Below are 18035 nucleotides of genomic sequence, written 5' to 3'. Positions count from 1 at the left end.
ATATCTTTAAGATTTACGTTTCTTTTTACAATTCTACTAATTTCTCACGTAGAGCCAATTCACTCTCAGTCATATACCCTCTCATTTCTTCCACAATCTTATCGTGATTAAAGCATAATACTTTTTCCTCACCCAAATAGCCAACTGGATAAGGAACACCTATATAATTGAACTCACGATTATCCGCTGAAATAACCATTCTTCCAATAATCATCACAAATTGTTCTATATCTTCTAGCTTCACAACTGTTCCAATCGGTAAAAGTTTCATTTATTTATTCCCCCTTTTTTTATTGACTTTTTCCATAAGATTTATAACAAATGAGTTCCACACTAGAGAAAATCCAGTAAATATAAGAACAGCCAGCGAAATAACAATTTTATCTTTCCACGTTTCTCCATTTATCATAGCTAGTATAATTAATAGTACCGCTGCAATACATATTACTACTTGTGTGACTCTACGCATTTTAACCCCATCCTCACTCTTCCTTCTTAAATTTAAATGAGAATCCTCCACCATAACCATTAGGTGCTGTTGCGGAAAATCCTGGTTCTTCACCTGCACGGATTTTATAACCATATCCACCCAGTATGATTTCACCTTTAACATCTATATCATAGTCACCTAATACAGGGATATAATCAGGGATCTTAATCTTCGTAATTTCCGCTTCGTATACTTGTAAAGCTATCATGCTTTCACTTTTAAAAGAAAATCCCTCAATCCCCTGTACATAAGAAGCTACTCCTTGTTTGCTAGTAAGAGTTAATTCCTCCCCAAAACCTTTAGAAGAATTATATTTATAGGCTATCGTCTCTTCTGCAACAGCGCCTTCTATTTTTAGTAGTTTTTTTACTCGTTTCGATTTTCTTCGTTACTTCTCCGAGCCTTTGCCCGACTTCTTCTGCTTTGACAGGTTCATTCGTAACATAGTATTCTTGATCCTTCCATACTAACATCGGTGGCACTTGTTCTCGTTTGTTACATATTATATAAGTAATACTAGCTATAAGTAGTAGGCATGTTAATAAAAAGAAGATAGTTTTTTTATTCATATACTATGCTCCCTACCTATCATTTTATTAAATTATATAATACCCATTATATGTAGTAAATGGATATAGTGGGAATTTTCGGATTTTATATCAAAAAGAAAAACCTTACTCAAGTAAGGTTCATTCTATAGTGACTGATTTATTAAAACGATCATTACGATAATCGCTATAAACATAACAACTAAACAGCCGATCATTTTATAAAAGCCTCGTTTCGTTAACGTCCCACCTTGAACGTCTTTCCGAATAAATAAGAATACGGCTAAAAATAATACAATCCCAATGCCAAAAGCATACATCATTTGCATATATTAATCTTCCTTTCTCTCTTCCATCTTAATATCTTTTCGATAAAACAACAAATGAGATAAAAACTGTACTCATCGTAAGTGCCATTAGTATGTTTAATAGTTCAACCGCAGATAGTGTAATTACGTGTAGATTTAAACCGAAAGAGAAAAGAAGGTAATATGCCGTTAGCGCAAAAAAGCTGAAGAACATTCCTTTATAACGAATGAGTTTCATTCGCTCATCTTTTTCTTTAAATTGCGGATGTAAGTAACTTAAGCAGAAACACATAATCATCATCGCAAGTACTGTATACGTTGGAGCCGGTGGTGCGGAATGCGTCATTATGCCCGCTAATATCATGGTTCCACTCATAATACAGAAAATAATTCCCATAATTAAAAAGTACTTTTGTGAATAATTCATCCCTATTCCCCCTCTTCTTTTCCTTCATAAATAAATACATGTTCTATCGTTGTCTGAAATTTTTTTGCTATTTCAAATGCTAACGGAAGTGATGGATCGTATTTTCCCTTTTCAATTGAAATGATGGTTTGTCTGGAAACTCCAAGTTTCTCAGCCAATTTTTCTTGAGATAGTCCAAATTTTTTTCGGTATTCGACCATTTTATTTTCCAAGGAAATTTCTCCCTCCTCCCTTATCTCGAGTATATATGTAAAGTAAGCTTTACGTCAAGTTTCCTTTACATGCATTTCAGTTTGTTTCACTCTATTTATATAGAAGAAACTTTTTCATTTTCAGCACGTCTATTTTAAAATGAAATATGGAACACTGTAATGAACCTTTACTATATCTCCTCCTCTCTATTTTTAAAATTTAATATCTCCCTATTTGTTTTATCCTTTTAAAATATTTCATTCATCTCTTTATTCCACGAAATGCGTTATTGGTTTTACGGTGTTTTTCGTCATATTTATAGAAACTAACTGTTTATGAAGCATTTTTTATGTTTAGCAACTTTTTTTGTAGAAATCCTTCACTTTCCTTTCAATATTTAACACTATCTAAATAAAGTTTACGATAAATTCATAATTTTTTATTTTTTATACTATATTCCGTTATATTGTTGTATAATATCAATGAAAGCGCTTATTATTTCAATATACATAATTCGAACTCATTTTTATCGAAACATTCCAATTATTATACTTATATTTACATGCAACAATTTTAGTTATTCGTGTAGGTATACCAAATATATCCACCCCATTTTTCTGTAAAATTACTTTATAACATGAAAGATTAACTTGGGTGATAAGTTATTGTGAATGTTTTTTTACAAAACAGATAAGTAATAGTGTTTGGTATTATGTAAATTATTGTAATAACATAAGAGTAAAGAAAACATTTACATTGATTATTGGTTCATCAATTATTGAAAAGAGCAAAATGCACCTTTTGTATGGAAAAAGGATTATATGCATTGGGAGGTTTAAACAAATGACGAGGAAGAATACAACGACAAACCCTTGGGCCAAGTTCCATGGTCCGAACCTTGGTTATGTTATTGAGCAGTATGATCTTTACGTAACTGGAGCAGGTTCTGTTGATCCGGAATTACAAGAGCTTTTTGAAATTTTTGGAGCTCCTTCGTTTCAAGATAATGTCGTAACAGGGGACAACACAGCAACAAATTTTTCTCCTCAAAACACAGGGAACATTGAAAAAATTCTTAAAGTCGTTCAGCTTGTTGAACAGATTCGTTCATTCGGGCATACGTTGGCTCACATCAATCCGATGGAAGATGTTGCTAATGGACAATCTCTTCTTGAGAAAGCAATGAACGAACTGAGCGATGCTGACTTGAAAGCGATTCCAGCAAAAACAGTATGGCAAGATGCACCAGAAGGTATTCACACTGCACTTGATGTAATTCATAGATTAAAAGACGTTTATACAAAATCTTTAGCTTATGAATTTTCTCATATACAAGATAGTGAAGAACGCGCGTGGTTGCATCAAATGGTGGAATCAAATTCATTGCGTCAACCACTACCAAATAAAAAACGAACTGCTCTTTTAAAACGTTTAACAGCTGTTGAAGGTTTCGAGCAATTCTTGCATAAAACATTCGTTGGGCAAAAGCGTTTCTCTATCGAGGGCGTTGATATGCTTGTACCTGTTCTAGATGAAATTGTTCTAGAAGGTGCAAAGGGCGGCGTAGAAGATGTCATGATTGGTATGGCTCACCGCGGTCGTCTAAGCGTACTTGCACACGTATTAGAAAAACCATATAGTCACATGTTTGCTGAGTTCAAACATGCAAAAATAGAAGGCGCAGTGGCAAATTCTGGCTGGACTGGCGACGTGAAATACCATTTAGGTAGAGAACAAGTCGTTAGTAACGAAGAAGTTAGCACTCGCGTTACATTAGCAAATAACCCAAGTCACCTTGAGTTCGTTAACCCTGTTGTAGAAGGTTTTGCACGTGCGGCTCAAGAGAATCGTAAAAAATCTGGTCTTCCAGAACAAGATACTTCAAAATCATTCGTAATTTTAGTTCATGGTGATGCTGCATTCCCTGGTCAAGGTATTGTATCTGAAACGTTGAACTTAAGCAGATTGAACGCGTACCAAACAGGCGGAACAATTCATGTTATCGCAAACAATGCAGTTGGTTTTACAACTGATAGCTATGATTCTCGTTCTACGAAATATTCAAGTGACCTTGCAAAAGGTTTCGATATTCCGATTGTTCACGTGAACGCTGATGATCCAGAAGCTTGTCTTGCTGCTGCTAACCTTGCGATTCAATATCGTACATTGTTCAAAAAAGACTTCTTAATCGATTTAATTGGTTACCGCCGCTACGGTCATAACGAAATGGATGACCCAGCAGTTACGCAACCACAAGTGTACAAAAAGATTAAAAATCACCCAACTGTAAGAGCGATTTATGCAGATCAATTACAAGCTGCCGGTGTTCTAAATGCAGATGAGGTTGAAACAATGACTCAGTTTATACAAGAGCAATTAAAATCTGACTATGCACAAGTACCGCCAGCTGATACGAGCGCTGCAACAATTCACGTTAAAGTGCCAGATGTTGTTGCAAAAGGCATTCAGCCAATTGATACTGGTGTTGAGATTGACTCACTTCGTGCAATTAATGAAGGTCTACTATCTTGGCCAGAAGGCTTTAACGTATATCCGAAAGTGAAGAAAATTCTTGAGCGCCGTAAAGATGCTCTTGAAGAGAACGGTAAAATTGAATGGGCACTTGCTGAGTCATTAGCATTCGCTTCTATTTTACAAGAAGGTACGCCAATTCGTTTAACTGGTCAAGATTCACAGCGTGGTACATTCGCGCACCGTCATATCGTATTACACGATACTGATACAAATGAAACATATTCACCATTACATCGCTTACCAAACATTAATGCATCCTTCTCTGTTCATAATAGTCCGTTATCAGAAGCTGCTGTTGTTGGTTACGAGTATGGTTATAACGTATTCGCTCCAGAAACTCTTGTTATGTGGGAAGCGCAATATGGTGACTTCTCAAATACTGCGCAAGCATTATTTGATCAATATGTTTCAGCAGGAAGAGCAAAATGGGGTCAAAAATCTGGTTTAGTTCTTCTATTACCGCACGGTTATGAAGGTCAAGGACCAGAGCATTCTAGTGCACGTCCAGAGCGATTCTTACAGTTAGCTGCTGAGAATAACTGGACAGTTGCAAACTTAACGAGCGCGGCACAATACTTCCATATTTTACGTCGTCAAGCATCTATCTTAGGAACAGAAGCTGTTCGACCATTAGTATTGATGACGCCAAAGAGTTTATTACGTCACCCACTTACGCTTTCAACTGCTAGTCAGTTAAGCGAAGGACGTTTCCAACCTGCTCTAGAACAAGAAAACCTTGGTACAAAACCAACTAAAGTAAAACGTCTTGTTTTAAGCACAGGTAAAATGGCGATTGACTTAGCAGCAGAAATTGAGTCTGGTAAACATGAGTATAACTTAGATGAAGTTCATGTCGTTCGTATTGAACAGCTTTACCCATTCCCCGCTGAGAAAGTTCAATCTATTATTAAACGCTTTAAAAACTTAGAAGAAATTATTTGGGTTCAAGAAGAACCTCGTAATATGGGCGCATGGCATTACATGGCTCCAATTCTGTTCGAACTTGCTGGAGATAAAGTGAAAACAGGTTATATTGGACGCCCAGATCGCTCTAGCCCATCTGGTGGCGATCCATTCGCTCACAAAGCTGAGCAAGAACTAATTGTTGCACACGCTTTAGATGTGAAATATAACTTCCGTCAAGATAAACAAGAAATTGAAGTTTTCAGCAACTGAAAGTAACAATGAAGGTTTCTAGCTTGTCCCCCGGACAGATATTCTGCCCGGGGGCAAGCTAACAAATGGAGATTACCGAAGACAAAAGAAGAAAAAACACACCGTTAGGCAAATAAGGGGAGGACATTTAAAATGATCGAAATTAAAGTACCTGAGCTTGCAGAATCTATTACTGAAGGAACTATCTCACAATGGCTTATCAACGTAGGCGACAAAGTTGAGAAAGGTGGCAGCGTTGTTGAGCTTGAAACTGATAAAGTCAATGTAGAAATCATTGCAGAAGATTCAGGTATTGTATCGAAGTTACTAGGCGAACCTGGGGATACAGTTGAAGTTGGTGCAACTATCGCAATTTTAGATGCAAACGGAGCACCAGTTGCAGTAAGTACACCTGCACCGGCTGCTGAACAGCCAAAACAAGAAACAACTGAAGCACCGAAAGCTGCGGCACCAAATGCTGAGCAAACTACAACTTTACAAGGTTTACCGAATACGAACCGTCCTATCGCATCACCAGCTGCTAGAAAAATGGCTCGTGAATTAGGTATCGACTTAAACGATGTACGTAGCACAGATCCACTTGGACGTGTGAGACCACACGATGTACAAGCTCATGCTGCCGCACCAAAAGAAGCACCAGCTGCTCCAAAAAGTCCAGCTCCTGCTCCAGTTGCAAAAACGGAATTCGAAAAACCAGTTGAGCGCGTGAAAATGTCCCGCCGCCGTCAAACAATTGCAAAACGCCTTGTAGAAGTTCAACAAACATCTGCAATGTTAACAACATTTAACGAAGTTGATATGACTGCAATCATGGAATTACGTAAAGAGCGTAAAGATGCTTTCGAGAAAAAACATGATGTACGTCTTGGTTTCATGTCATTCTTCACAAAAGCAGTTGTTGCAGCATTAAAACAATTCCCATTATTAAATGCTGAAATTCAAGGCGACGAGCTTATCATAAAAAAATTCTATGATATCGGTATTGCAGTAGCAGCTCCAGATGGATTAGTTGTTCCAGTTGTACGCGATGCTAACCAATTGAACTTCGCTGAAATTGAAAGCGAGATTCGTAATTTAGGTATGAAAGCACGCGATAACAAACTTTCATTAAAAGAGTTACAAGGTGGTACATTCACAATTACAAACGGTGGTGTATTCGGTTCTCTAATGTCAACACCAATCCTAAATAGCCCACAAGTAGGTATTCTAGGAATGCATAAAATCCAAGTACGTCCAGTTGCGATTGATAACGAGCGTATGGAAAACCGTCCGATGATGTACCTTGCACTATCTTACGATCACCGTATTGTTGATGGTAAAGAAGCAGTTAGCTTCCTTGTTGCTGTTAAAGATATGCTTGAAGATCCAAAATCATTATTATTAGAAGGTTGATAGATTAATAATCTATTAAAGGCTGTAGAATGAATTATTCTACAGCCTTTTTTTATTGCATTCATACGGGACAAATTTCATAACATAAGCTAATAATGTATGCCTAAAACGTAAGGAGGATTAAAATGAATAACCTTCCAATTGATGCAAAACTTAAAGCAAATAAGGATACTTTTTTCCTTCCCGACTCAAACGGGGGTGTCTATTTTCGAAATAATGCCAGTTCATTTCGTATGGACGGTGATGGAATTTACAACTGGATTGAAAAATTAATGCCAATGTTTAACGGGAATTATTCTTTAGCAGAAATAACCGATGGTCTCCCTCTCCCCTATCAAAATCGTGTATTTGAAATTGGAGAGATTTTATATGAAAATGGTTTCGTTCGGGATGTAAGTCAAGATGCACCTCATGCATTAAATAGCGCATTACTTGATAGATACGCTTCACAAATTGAATTTTTAGAAGCTGATTCTCATTCAGGCGCTCTAAAATTCGAAACGTATCGCGCGGCAAACGTCCTTATAATTGGTTCTGGAGATATGCTTACTTCCTTAGTTTCTTCTTTATTAGAATCAGGATTACCTACCTTTCATTACCTTGTTACAGATTATGAGGAAACAAATTACGATCGCATTCATGAGCTAGTAGAACTTGCACATGAAGTTGATGATCATGTCCTTGTTCAGGAAATAGATACGACAATTGATCGTCCCCTGCATGAAGTGTTCGAGCCTTTCGACTGGATTTTGTATGTTTCTCAAAATGGAGATATTGAAGGCCTAAGAGCAGTTCACACGATTTGTAGAGAAGTAGGAAAGAACTTCATACCTGCCGTCTGTTTATCAGCACTTGGTATAGCCGGCCCTATCGTAATAGCTAATCGTGAAGAATGCTGGGAATCCGCATGGCATCGGCTACATGAAACGACTTTACAAAATGAACATTCATCAGCATCATTTTCACCACTTCCATCTGCAATGTTAGCAAATATAATCGTATTTGAATTACTTAAACATGTCGCTGATGATTCTTACCGGGAAAAAGAACCACAATTCTTTTTATTAAATTACGAAACACTCGAAGGAGCATGGCATCCTTTTATAAAACATCCTCTCGCAACTGATGAAAGTTTTACAATTGATACGATAGAAAACCTTTCTGAACAACTTGAGCAGCGTTCCAACCAACATACCTCAACTGATTTATTCCGCTTTTTCGACTCATTAACTTCTAAAGAAGCTGGTTTATTCCATGTATGGGATGAACAAGATTCATATCAATTACCGTTATCACAATGCCATATTCAAGTAGCTACTCCACTATCAGATGGCCCTGCTTCCCTCCTGCCTCTTATGACTTGTGGTGGTTTAACTCATAATGAAGCGCGCCGAGAAGCTGGTTTAGCAGGAATTGAAACATATGTAGCGGAAATTATGCACCGCCTTATTCCTGAACATAATGATATCGGTATTGGCGCTGGAGAAACGATGACAGAAGGTGTATACCGGGCGCTACAACAACATTTAAATAATAAATTGTATGAGCGGCAGTCACATATGCTAGAAGAAATTACGACGATTGATTTAACTGAAATTCATGATAAACATTGTAGATTTTATTACGATGCTCTCTCTACAATTCATGAAACACCTAAAATAGCAGTAAGCGAAGAGATTCTCAGCTTCCCTGTCGTTTGGGTCGGTATAAATGATCGATGGTACGGTGCATCTAATATTAATATGACGTTAGCCTTACGAAACGCACTACAACTATCACTTCTTCATATTCAAAATGAAGAGACTCCTTACAGAGCTAATATCTTGCCTGAATCCTCTATTATTTTATATGACACGGATTCTTTTAGAGTGGAAATACAAGCGGAAGAAGAAGTTCCAGGTGTGCAATCTGTGCGGCTTGCCTTGCAACATTTAGAAGAACATAATTTTTATCCATTCGTGTTTGATTTAGCCATTGAATCATTTTTGAAAGAAAACTTAGATGGTGTGTACGGTGTATTAATTGCAAAGGAGGACAGTCTATGACTCAAAATATATTGCTTATAGGAGATGGCTTACTTGCAAACTATGCACATGATCAACTATGCAAACAATATTCTATCATTCGCCAACATAGCCTTACAGAAGAACTCCCTGAAAATATTCATCTCGCTCTCGTATTACATGATGGCTCTCCTTCTACTATTCATCATGATGCCGAGCTAATGTTTCGGTCAAATCATATTCCATGGCTACGTGCATTCACTTCATTTGGTGAAGGTATTATCGGTCCTTACATTCATCCTCTTGCAACTGGCTGTTCCAACTGCTCTGATGGACGCCGCTTTATCGCCGGCTTTGATCAACAAGAAATGTGGGAACTACAGCGGAAATATACGTTAAAGGCAGATAATGTAACAAGGCGTGATGTACGTGCCACCCAAAATGGTATGTTACAAATGTGCCATCTTATTCGTGCAGAAACAGAGAAAATATTAAATCATAGCCATTCTTCTTTAGAAAATGAACTCATTTTACTAAACTTACAAACACTGCAATGTACACGGCATTCTTTTCTTCCCGATCCGCTCTGCCCTGTATGTAGCAATTTGCCTGATGATACGGCGGATGCAGCAGCGATTTCGTTACAACCGAGCTTAAAAGCAAGCGAAGCAGCATATCGCTGTCGTTCCATTCATGAACTAAACACATTTTTAACGAGAGATTATTTAGATTATCGCGTCGGTATGTTAAACGGAAAAATGCAGCACTCTTTATTACCATTTGCTGACGTTATTATAAACATGCCATTAATGTTTGGAAATGAAGGTGTTGCAGGCCGAACTCATTCATTTGCAATAAGTGAAGCGACTGCTATTTTAGAAGGTTTAGAACGATATTGTGGTATGTCACCTCGAGGAAAAAAGACAAATGTACACGGCAGTTTTCATGAGTTAGAGGATCATGCACTTAATCCCCTCTTACTCGGTGTACATACAAATGAACATTATAATCGTAATAGTTTTCCGTTTAAACCGTTTGATCCTGACTATGAACAAAACTGGGTATGGGGCTATTCTTTATTACAAAACCGACCACTTTTAGTTCCTGAATCAATTGCTTATTATAGTCTCGGTCATCGAGATGCTTTCGTGTATGAAACATCAAATGGATGTGCAATTGGTGGTAGTTTAGAAGAAGCAATTTTTCACGGCATTTTAGAAATTGTAGAGCGTGACGCCTTTTTGCTCACTTGGTATGCCGAATTACCTCTCCCCCGCCTTGATCTTAGTTCAGCAAATGATACGGAATTACAATTAATGATTCAGCGACTGTACACGATTACTGGGTATGAGTTACATGCTTTTAACGCAACGATGGAACACGGTATCCCAAGCTTATGGGTAATTGCGAAAAATACGCGTGAAAATGGAATGAACGTTGTTTGTGCGGGAGGCTCTCATTTAGATCCTGTCCGTGCTTTAAAGAGTGCCATCCATGAAATAGCTGGCATGTTACTAATAGCAGACGATGAACTCGAACAAAAAAGAGAGCACTACGAAAACTGCTTACACGATCCTTATCTCGTTAATAAAATGGAAGACCATAGTATGCTGTACGGATTGCAAGAAGCAGAAGAACGGCTTCACTTCCTTTTACGTGACGATGCCCCTGTGCAATCGTTCCAAGAAATGAATGCATTACAATCAGTTAATATAGATTTAACATCCGATCTTCATCAACTTTTAAACCGTCTGCAGCAATCTGGACTTGAAGTAATCGTTGTAGATCAAACAGTACCTCTTATAGAAAAAAACGGATTACATTGTGTAAAAGTCATTATTCCAGGCATGCTCCCGATGACGTTCGGTCACCATCTCACTCGGGTTACAGGACTAGATAGAGTGTATACTGTACCGATGACACTTGGATATAGCGCTGAGCCTTTAACGAATGCACAATTAAATCCACATCCGCATCCGTTTCCATAGTAAAGGAGGGGATTCTATGCAGCTGGATACTTTTTTACATCATCTCCATTTTTCTATCGATGAAATTATGCCGAATCATGAAGTGGACTGGGCAGATGCACCACTTCCTTATAAATTATATCGAAATGTACCTGTCATCCCTCTCTCTTTAGAAATTTCATTATCTTTACCTAACTCTTCTACTACACCTACTTTAAAGAAGATTGGTCATTACCTTGGGTACTCATTCGGTTTAACTCAGTTATGTCAGCTAAATAGCGAAAAAATTTTATTCCGAAGATCTATCCCTTCAGGTGGTGCTTTATATCCGAATGAATTGTATATATATTTAAAGATTGACGATTATCCAGACGGCATTTACCATTACGATGCCGCGCATCACCGGCTTGTTTTACTTCGTGAAGGAAATTTCGATTCTTATCTTTCGGAAGCACTTGGCAACCGTTGTAACATACAGTCTTGTTTTGGCGCTGCATTCGTATCCACTATGTTTTGGAAAAACTTCTTTAAATACAATAATTTTTCGTACCGGCTTCAAGGCTTAGATAGCGGTGTTCTCATCGGACAATTACTTGCATGTGCCAAACAATTTGGCTACACAAATGGCGTATATTTTCAGTTTTTAGACCGCGCAATCAATCATTTACTCGGACTGCCAGAAGGCGAAGAAAGCGTGTATGCTGTTGTTCCTTTAAGTACAGAACCGCAAACTGGTTGGTTTCACAATGATTACCATGAAAATAAAACAGTTACTTCTCATGAGTTGTTGCAACAAATTCCGCCGTTAGCACACGAACATTTCGTTCGATCAAAGCAAGTAGATAAACATCCTATGATAACCAAAATAAATGAAGCTTCTATGATCGAATCGACAGCACACTTCCACACACTACATCATGAAGAGCACTATCAACATCATGCGCACGCTGTACAGTTGCCGCAAGTAGAACGGTTATCGTATGATTTCTTACAACTTTGTAAAGAACGGTATTCCCCTGATGCTGACTTTACTTTCACGAAATGGGATGCAGCCGAGCTCGCTACTTTACTACAAGAAGCGAGCCTCTCCTTCCCTTATTACAACGACCTTGATGGTCAGTATGTAAATGAAAATGCGCGCGTCTCCTTATATGGATGTTTTTATAACGTAAAAAATATAGAAAACGGTGCTTACGCTTATAACAGTAAAACGCATTCCATACAACCACTTCGATATGGAGACCTTCGTTATCCCCTTCAATCTAGTATGACGATGGATAACGTGAATCTTTTTCAAGTACCGCTTTGCCTACATGTAGTCGGAAAGAAAGATTACTATACACGTGCATTAGGCTATAGAGGGTACCGTATTCACCAAATGGAAGCTGGCATACTCGTCCATAAACTCGTTTTCGCCGCAACCGCGATGGGGATGGGCGGTCATCCATTACTAAGTTTTGATACAAATTCATGTGATCAGTTATACGGGATAGATACTGGAAATGAAACGTCTCTTATTCAAATTCCTGTTGGGGCGTATCGAGCGCGGAATTGGTTAAAAGGGGATTTGCGTAATTAGAAGCACGCCGGTGGACGGCGTGCTTTTTTACTAGATTAATTTAAAAATACTCTTAATTTGTCTAGCAAATAACCAATTTTTCGTACCGTAGTTATCATTTAAACTATCTAAATTAATAGATTGTCCGTTAGCAAACTTTAATTCTAACGTTGTATTTTTGTCATTTGTTTTTAAATTACTATTTGTAATGGCATCATACTTTAATTTTTCAATCTCAATATATTCGTCTTTTTCTTGTCCGATCACGACATGGTCTTGGAAGAAGAAAAATACTTCTACTTTTTTACCGAAACAAAATACATTTTTCGTATAAATTAATGTCGCGTTATCAAGTCCGACACATACTTCTTTCATTTCTTCCACAACATGTCCAAAGTCTTCTTCATGTCTTGTATTTGATTCAACAATCCATTCTTCGATTGTTTTCATATTAATTGCCATACTGCGCCCCCTGGTTCGTTCAATGCTTTATTAAAAAATAAATACTATATGAAAATATAAGCGATAAGTACTATGTTTTCAAGGGTGAACGGTATATTCAAAATAAAGTGAAACTTTAATCAATAGGGGTCTTCATCCCCACTGATTATTAGTTGAACCAATCGGGCTTTTACGGGCAGTTGATCGCCCACCTAACTTCTTTGCTTTCGCTGGATTTTGAGGTGGGGGTCTTACTGTCCGCAAATAGCGGGATAAAGTTAAATTTCAAAGTAATATAAAAGGAACACCAATTTCATTAAATTTTAAACGTGTGAACGAGGCATTCTTCATCATCAATTAACTGCTCTCTCTCATCAAATTCAATGTTCAGTTCTTTATATACTTTCTTCCAAAACGACACTGCTGGTACATTTTTTAGAAGTTCGATAACGAAATACTGCCCTCGTTTCTCTTTTAGTACATTCGCAATAACTTGTTTACCGATTCCTTTCCCCTTGTACTGATTCAATATGAAAATGTCATTTATACCAAAGTCGTTTTCCTTCTTCAAAAAAGGACGTTCCAGTAGTAATAAAAATCCTACAATCTCATTATCACTTTTAATAAAATACGGAGTGATTCCGTCATTTTCCCAAAACATGTGCAAATCTTCATATTCAAAAAATCCATTTGCCCCAATCTTTATATTAGGAGTGAATGTAGAGAGATCATGAAGATATAGTGCGTACAAATTACGTAATATTTCTTTTTCAGATTCTTGAACGGTTTGAAGTGCTACAAACATTTTTAATAATCCCCTTCCCTATATGTAACTGTTTCTCCCTCTTTATTATTCGCTAAAAAAGTTTACCTACCTTTGCAAAAAAAATAGCACTTAAAAAGTGCTATTCTGCTCGCCTTGCCGCTTGCTGAATTGGATCCCAAACGCTGTTATATGGTGGTGCGTAACTTAAGTCGACATCTTCTAAATCGTGAATGCTCATTTTATTGAAAAGCGCCATTGCAATCACATCAATCCGTTTATCTACACCTTCTTCTCCAATTACTTGTCCGCCTAATAATTGTTTCGTGTCAGAACGATATAGTAATTTCAAATAAAGTGGTTTCGCATTTGGATAATAGCCCGCCATATTTGTTGAATCTACTTTGACTGTTTTATATGGGATATGTAGCCCTTTTGCTTCTTTTTCATTTAAGCCTGTTCTTGCGAGCGTCAAATCCATAAATTTAATAATACCTGTACCTAACGTACCCTTAAATGCTCTTCGCTTATCAAGCATATTCAGTCCAGCAAGTCGCCCTTGTTTATTTGCAGTCGTTCCGAGCGGGATATGATCATGAATTTCCTTTATAACGTGGTAATGTGTTGCGCAATCACCAGCTGCATATACGTCCTGCACATTCGTTTGCATATATGTATTTACTTCGATTGCCCCTTTATGATTTGTACGTATATTTGTTCCTTCAAGAAAATCAGTATTCGGCTTCACTCCAACAGATACTAAAACAAGATCCGCTTTATACGTACCTTTATCCGTTTCAATTTGTTCCACTCTTTCGTTTCCTTTAAACGCTTTTACATTTTCATTTGTTAAAATTTCAATATGATGTTTATCTGCTTCTTTATGTATATACTCCGCCATATCTGCATCATAAATTGTACCGATATGATCATTTCTCTCAATCATTCTTACTTTCTTACCAAGTTCGACGAATGTTTCTGCCATCTCAAGTCCAATTGCACCGCCGCCAATAATCGTTACATCTTCAACTTTATTCGTCTCTAACGTTTTTAATATGCGCTCAGCATCCGGAATTGTTTTTAAAAGATGAACGCCTTGTAAATCTCGTCCTTCCCATTCCGGCATAACAGGGCGTACTCCAGTTGCAACTAGTAAACGGTCATATGGAAATTGAAAAATATCTTTCGTCTCTGTATGCTCTGCGTACACCATTTTCTTTTCCGTATCGACTTTCGTTACTTCATGACGCACTTTCGCATCAATTCCGTATTTATCACGAAACGCCTTTACATTGCGCGCGATTAATTTTTCTGTTGAAGCGATAGCACCACTAATGACATACGGTAATCCACACTGCGCGTACGAATAAATTTCACCTTTTTCTAATGTTACAACATTTGCATTTTCATCGTTTCTAACAATTTGCATAGCTGCACTCATACCAGCTGCATCTCCACCAATAATGACATAGTTCACTTTACCACTCCTTATTTTTTACATACTCTTTACGTTTTCCATATTTTATAGAAATAACACCTACTCCCATTGTAAAGAAAGAGAATTCCATCTTCAAATTTGGTGCACGAACCTATGCCTTAATAGGTAATCGTCGTGTCTTAAAAACAACATGTTTAATATGCTATAACAGTTACTATTGAAAGTAGGTGAAACATACATGTGCGCCGGCCTTCTCGCCCAGCTTCCAGAGGAACCACAAGAACCAAAAGAACCGAAACCCGCTCTCTCACTTGACCAAGAATTTTCCATTAATGCAACAATATATAGTGCCCGTGCTTGGTTATCTAACGATGATACGTTTGCGCAAGATATTTGGAAAGCTACCCAATTCGCTTCAGCATCACATGCTGGCAAGTCCATCTTTCCAGTCGGTTCTGTTAAAATTATGAACTTTTCTGATGATACAATAACCGTTACTGCCTCACCAGAATCAGATCATGCGCTCAAAATAGTCGTGCCACCCCATTCCGAGGCAGCTCTAACGTCTGGTCCTTTATCCCATATACAAGCTAGTACATCAGGAGGATCAAGCAAAGTCACATTTCTCTTTCACATCTTTTTCTCAAGGGATCCTGGTTCAGATAAATAACCATAAAAAAGGTACAGTTATGCACTGTACCTTTTTTCACGTGTTCTATTCTCTTGATTTGATGAGTTCAACATTATAAGATTCAATATCTGTTAGCTTTCCTGTAAAATACGGATTTTCTCTATACCAAGACTGTTTTGAGAAATACGCTTGCATATCTTTCGTTTGAAACATGTGTCCATGTCTTGCGTATATTTCATTTCTCGCTATTTTCAATTGTTCTTTCGATAAATATGTTAAGTCTGCACTCGTTAGTTTTCGAATATCACTATCTGGTAAGATGAAACCATTATATACATACCGAGTCGCGGAGGGAGGAGTAACATTATAAACAACTGTTTTTTCTGTACTCTTCTTGTGGAATGGAAGATTATAAGACGGAAGTGCCGTTACCGTTTCTACCTTCGTCGTCTCCCTTCCATTTTCTCCATTTCGTTCTAAATAAATCGTCGTACTTCCATCAGTTGCTACCGGTCCCCACTTAATTTCTTCTCCAGCCAGAGCTGTAACTGGCTTTTGATTCACATACAATGTTGCACCAGGTGCATTCGTTTGGACAGTAATATATTGCCCTTGCAACGTTAAATCTATCGTTACATTATTTTGACCTTGTTTTATAAGTACAACCTTTTCTTCACGTGATAGTTTTACATAGTCATTTTTATATTCTGCTTGAAACACTTGAGCCCCTGGAAGAAACGGTCCATATTGCTTCTCAAACTTTTTGTCATCAGACTTATCAATTTCTTTTCCGTTCATTTTTAAAGATGTACCTTTTTCATTTGTAAGCACCGTCGTATAATACGTCTTCGCTTTCAATTTATACCGATCAAAGATAAAGAAATACTTTCCGTCTTTCGTTAACGAAAAGTCTGCTCTTTCAATTCCATTCCCTTGTTTTTCACCTATCCTCAACTGTTCTTTCAATTCATTCAAGTAAGATGGATTTTCTTTTATATACGAAAATAGCGGCATTAGACTCTCTCTCGTTGCAATAACTGATGGATCATCTGCCGTGACGATTTCAGCTAACTTCTCCCCGTCCCTCTCTTGTACAATAGTAATCATTCGATCTACTTGTGCCGCCTGCTTATAATACGATGATCCGTACAAATACAGTCCCACAATCACTACAGCAAGTAATGTTAAGAGTGTAATGCCAAATTTTGTACCGCTGCTCATTGTCTTCTTTACTACAAGACTTTCCCTCTTCTGACCGCAGTTTTGACAAAATTGCACACCGTCTTCAAAATGAGTCCCACACTTTGTACATACATTCATCCATTCAACCACCTTTTCTTTAGAGGCCAGTTAATCCCTGAGTAATGGTTTGAATTATCGTGCTAATGTAAGACCAAAGTACAATGAATGTTGCGATTCCAATTAAAACATTTGCGATAATAAGTGTGTAAACAAGATCTAATCCGCCGTTGTCTAATTTTAATATGGCAACAGTTACACTAATCCCTATATAAGTTGTAGCTACAGATAATAATATTGGTAAGAAAAAGATTAATAGAAAACTAAAAAGAAAAGTAAGAACTAATATAGCGATAGCCGGCGTTGCTATCGTTCCCCATACGCCAAATACTTCAAGAAATGAAAAAGAAGATTTCATCATCTTACCACTTACAAAAATAATAAATCCGACAAACAAAGTTAAAATCAATAAAAAGAAAAAGACCGTTACAGCTTCTCCAAAAAATGTAAGAGTAGAAACATCTGGCACTAACGTTCTCGTAACTGCTGCCCCAGCACTCATCATTCTATAAAAAATACATGCCCCTAAAAAACAAATAAGAACAAGACTTACAATTCCATTTCGTACTTCAACCTTGCCGCTTTTCATAATCGCTGTCGGTGCTTTGAAAGCATGTTTAAAGAACTGAAAATAGCCACTTGCAAACCGCTTCGCTTGCTCTACTGTTTCATTTTGTCGAGTTTCCTTTTTTGGTGCTACGCGTGCTTGTTGCTCACCTTCTTCTTGTGCACCACTCGCTACTGCTTCCTCCGTCAACGAATGTCCACACTTTCCGCAAAATTTTGCCTCTGCTGCATTTTCCGTCTGACACGCTGGACATTTCATTCTCTCATTCCCTCCTTAAGCAGATACCATATAGGGTGTTA

17 protein-coding genes and 1 pseudogene are annotated in these 18035 nt (G+C 37.6%); 6 read left to right on the top strand and 12 right to left on the bottom strand.

Annotated elements, in window-relative coordinates; genetic code table 11:
- Positions 1–25: 25 nt before the first annotated feature.
- The 7 genes and pseudogenes from MKX31_RS04590 to MKX31_RS04560 all read right to left on the bottom strand — a co-directional run bounded on the left by MKX31_RS04590 (position 26) and on the right by MKX31_RS04560 (position 1985).
- Complete coding sequence (locus MKX31_RS04590) at positions 26–271, bottom strand: DUF4176 domain-containing protein (RefSeq protein ID WP_064476760.1); 246 nt, start codon at positions 269–271, stop codon at positions 26–28.
- Positions 272–469 carry a hypothetical protein gene (locus MKX31_RS04585; RefSeq protein ID WP_064476761.1) on the bottom strand — a complete coding sequence of 66 codons (198 nt, stop codon included), beginning with the start codon at positions 467–469 and terminating at the stop codon, positions 272–274. It lies immediately after the preceding gene.
- A 13-nt stretch (positions 470–482) separates the two neighbouring features.
- Positions 483–698, bottom strand: coding sequence for a hypothetical protein (locus MKX31_RS04580; protein ID WP_340980162.1), 216 nt, complete (start codon positions 696–698; stop codon positions 483–485).
- A gap of 142 nt (positions 699–840) precedes the next feature.
- Positions 841–1059 (bottom strand): annotated as a pseudogene (locus MKX31_RS04575) (hypothetical protein); the annotation flags it as partial.
- Between the two features lie 125 nt (positions 1060–1184).
- Positions 1185–1367, bottom strand: a complete 183-nt coding sequence (locus tag MKX31_RS04570; protein WP_064476764.1) for a DUF3976 domain-containing protein — start codon at positions 1365–1367, stop codon at positions 1185–1187.
- Positions 1368–1395: 28 nt separating this feature from the next.
- Positions 1396–1773 (bottom strand): permease, encoded by a 378-nt coding sequence (locus MKX31_RS04565; protein WP_088048347.1) that lies wholly within the window; start codon positions 1771–1773, stop codon positions 1396–1398.
- A 2-nt stretch (positions 1774–1775) separates the two neighbouring features.
- Positions 1776–1985: a helix-turn-helix transcriptional regulator gene (locus MKX31_RS04560; RefSeq protein WP_098101841.1), complete on the bottom strand. Its 210-nt coding sequence runs from the start codon at positions 1983–1985 to the stop codon at positions 1776–1778.
- A gap of 823 nt (positions 1986–2808) precedes the next feature.
- On the opposite strand from MKX31_RS04560, the gene odhA reads away from it, so the two are divergent.
- The 5 genes from odhA (at position 2809) to MKX31_RS04535 (ending at position 12617) form a co-directional block, all read left to right on the top strand.
- Complete coding sequence (gene odhA, locus MKX31_RS04555) at positions 2809–5676, top strand: 2-oxoglutarate dehydrogenase E1 component (RefSeq protein ID WP_098101839.1); 2868 nt, start codon at positions 2809–2811, stop codon at positions 5674–5676.
- A 132-nt stretch (positions 5677–5808) separates the two neighbouring features.
- The gene (gene odhB, locus MKX31_RS04550) at positions 5809–7068 is read left to right on the top strand and encodes a 2-oxoglutarate dehydrogenase complex dihydrolipoyllysine-residue succinyltransferase (RefSeq protein ID WP_088048345.1); all 1260 of its coding nucleotides are present in this window, start codon (positions 5809–5811) and stop codon (positions 7066–7068) included.
- Positions 7069–7193: 125 nt separating this feature from the next.
- Positions 7194–9113 carry a putative thiazole-containing bacteriocin maturation protein gene (locus tag MKX31_RS04545; RefSeq protein WP_098101837.1) on the top strand — a complete coding sequence of 640 codons (1920 nt, stop codon included), beginning with the start codon at positions 7194–7196 and terminating at the stop codon, positions 9111–9113.
- Positions 9110–11059, top strand: a complete 1950-nt coding sequence (locus tag MKX31_RS04540; RefSeq protein WP_098101835.1) for a TOMM precursor leader peptide-binding protein — start codon at positions 9110–9112, stop codon at positions 11057–11059. The genes MKX31_RS04545 and MKX31_RS04540 overlap by 4 nt, the downstream gene beginning before the upstream one ends.
- A 16-nt stretch (positions 11060–11075) precedes the next feature.
- The gene (locus MKX31_RS04535; protein ID WP_088048342.1) at positions 11076–12617 is read left to right on the top strand and encodes a SagB family peptide dehydrogenase; all 1542 of its coding nucleotides are present in this window, start codon (positions 11076–11078) and stop codon (positions 12615–12617) included.
- Positions 12618–12647: 30 nt separating this feature from the next.
- Here MKX31_RS04535 and MKX31_RS04530 read toward each other — a convergent pair whose 3' ends face one another.
- The 3 genes from MKX31_RS04530 to MKX31_RS04520 all read right to left on the bottom strand — a co-directional run bounded on the left by MKX31_RS04530 (position 12648) and on the right by MKX31_RS04520 (position 15277).
- The gene (locus MKX31_RS04530) at positions 12648–13058 is read right to left on the bottom strand and encodes a DUF3908 family protein (protein ID WP_000996806.1); all 411 of its coding nucleotides are present in this window, start codon (positions 13056–13058) and stop codon (positions 12648–12650) included.
- 295 nt (positions 13059–13353) lie between these two features.
- Entirely contained in the window at positions 13354–13842 is a 489-nt protein-coding gene (locus MKX31_RS04525) for a GNAT family N-acetyltransferase (protein ID WP_098101831.1), read from the bottom strand.
- Positions 13843–13942: 100 nt separating this feature from the next.
- The gene (locus MKX31_RS04520) at positions 13943–15277 is read right to left on the bottom strand and encodes an FAD-dependent oxidoreductase (RefSeq protein WP_064476774.1); all 1335 of its coding nucleotides are present in this window, start codon (positions 15275–15277) and stop codon (positions 13943–13945) included.
- Positions 15278–15476: 199 nt separating this feature from the next.
- On the opposite strand from MKX31_RS04520, the gene MKX31_RS04515 reads away from it, so the two are divergent.
- Positions 15477–15908: a hypothetical protein gene (locus MKX31_RS04515; protein WP_064476775.1), complete on the top strand. Its 432-nt coding sequence runs from the start codon at positions 15477–15479 to the stop codon at positions 15906–15908.
- Between the two features lie 45 nt (positions 15909–15953).
- Here MKX31_RS04515 and MKX31_RS04510 read toward each other — a convergent pair whose 3' ends face one another.
- Together MKX31_RS04510 and MKX31_RS04505 are read right to left on the bottom strand one after the other, a co-directional pair.
- Complete coding sequence (locus MKX31_RS04510) at positions 15954–17189, bottom strand: TcaA 3rd/4th domain-containing protein (RefSeq protein WP_064476776.1); 1236 nt, start codon at positions 17187–17189, stop codon at positions 15954–15956.
- Positions 17190–17208: 19 nt separating this feature from the next.
- Positions 17209–17994 carry a zinc ribbon domain-containing protein gene (locus MKX31_RS04505; RefSeq protein ID WP_064476777.1) on the bottom strand — a complete coding sequence of 262 codons (786 nt, stop codon included), beginning with the start codon at positions 17992–17994 and terminating at the stop codon, positions 17209–17211.
- Positions 17995–18035 lie beyond the last annotated feature (41 nt).

Origin of the sequence: Bacillus sp. FSL M8-0063, assembly GCF_038005545.1 — a bacterium.
Lineage (GTDB): Bacteria > Bacillota > Bacilli > Bacillales > Bacillaceae_G > Bacillus_A > Bacillus_A wiedmannii.
Note: the sequence above shows the minus strand (reverse complement) of the source record. Positions and strands in the feature narration are given on the sequence as shown.

Bases quoted from the DNA above. Each gene is read 5' to 3' on its own strand.
- MKX31_RS04535 (WP_088048342.1), top strand. From the start codon at position 11,076: ATGCAGCTGGATACTTTTTTACATCATCTCCATTTTTCTATCGATGAA.
- MKX31_RS04580 (WP_340980162.1), bottom strand. From the start codon at position 698: ATGATAGCTTTACAAGTATACGAAGCGGAAATTACGAAGATTAAGATC.
- MKX31_RS04515 (WP_064476775.1), top strand. From the start codon at position 15,477: ATGTGCGCCGGCCTTCTCGCCCAGCTTCCAGAGGAACCACAAGAACCA.
- odhB (WP_088048345.1), top strand. From the start codon at position 5,809: ATGATCGAAATTAAAGTACCTGAGCTTGCAGAATCTATTACTGAAGGA.
- MKX31_RS04525 (WP_098101831.1), bottom strand. From the start codon at position 13,842: ATGTTTGTAGCACTTCAAACCGTTCAAGAATCTGAAAAAGAAATATTA.
- MKX31_RS04505 (WP_064476777.1), bottom strand. From the start codon at position 17,994: ATGAAATGTCCAGCGTGTCAGACGGAAAATGCAGCAGAGGCAAAATTT.
- MKX31_RS04570 (WP_064476764.1), bottom strand. From the start codon at position 1,367: ATGCAAATGATGTATGCTTTTGGCATTGGGATTGTATTATTTTTAGCC.
- MKX31_RS04585 (WP_064476761.1), bottom strand. From the start codon at position 469: ATGCGTAGAGTCACACAAGTAGTAATATGTATTGCAGCGGTACTATTA.
- MKX31_RS04530 (WP_000996806.1), bottom strand. From the start codon at position 13,058: ATGGCAATTAATATGAAAACAATCGAAGAATGGATTGTTGAATCAAAT.
- MKX31_RS04540 (WP_098101835.1), top strand. From the start codon at position 9,110: ATGACTCAAAATATATTGCTTATAGGAGATGGCTTACTTGCAAACTAT.
- MKX31_RS04590 (WP_064476760.1), bottom strand. From the start codon at position 271: ATGAAACTTTTACCGATTGGAACAGTTGTGAAGCTAGAAGATATAGAA.
- MKX31_RS04565 (WP_088048347.1), bottom strand. From the start codon at position 1,773: ATGAATTATTCACAAAAGTACTTTTTAATTATGGGAATTATTTTCTGT.
- MKX31_RS04545 (WP_098101837.1), top strand. From the start codon at position 7,194: ATGAATAACCTTCCAATTGATGCAAAACTTAAAGCAAATAAGGATACT.
- odhA (WP_098101839.1), top strand. From the start codon at position 2,809: ATGACGAGGAAGAATACAACGACAAACCCTTGGGCCAAGTTCCATGGT.
- MKX31_RS04510 (WP_064476776.1), bottom strand. From the start codon at position 17,189: ATGAATGTATGTACAAAGTGTGGGACTCATTTTGAAGACGGTGTGCAA.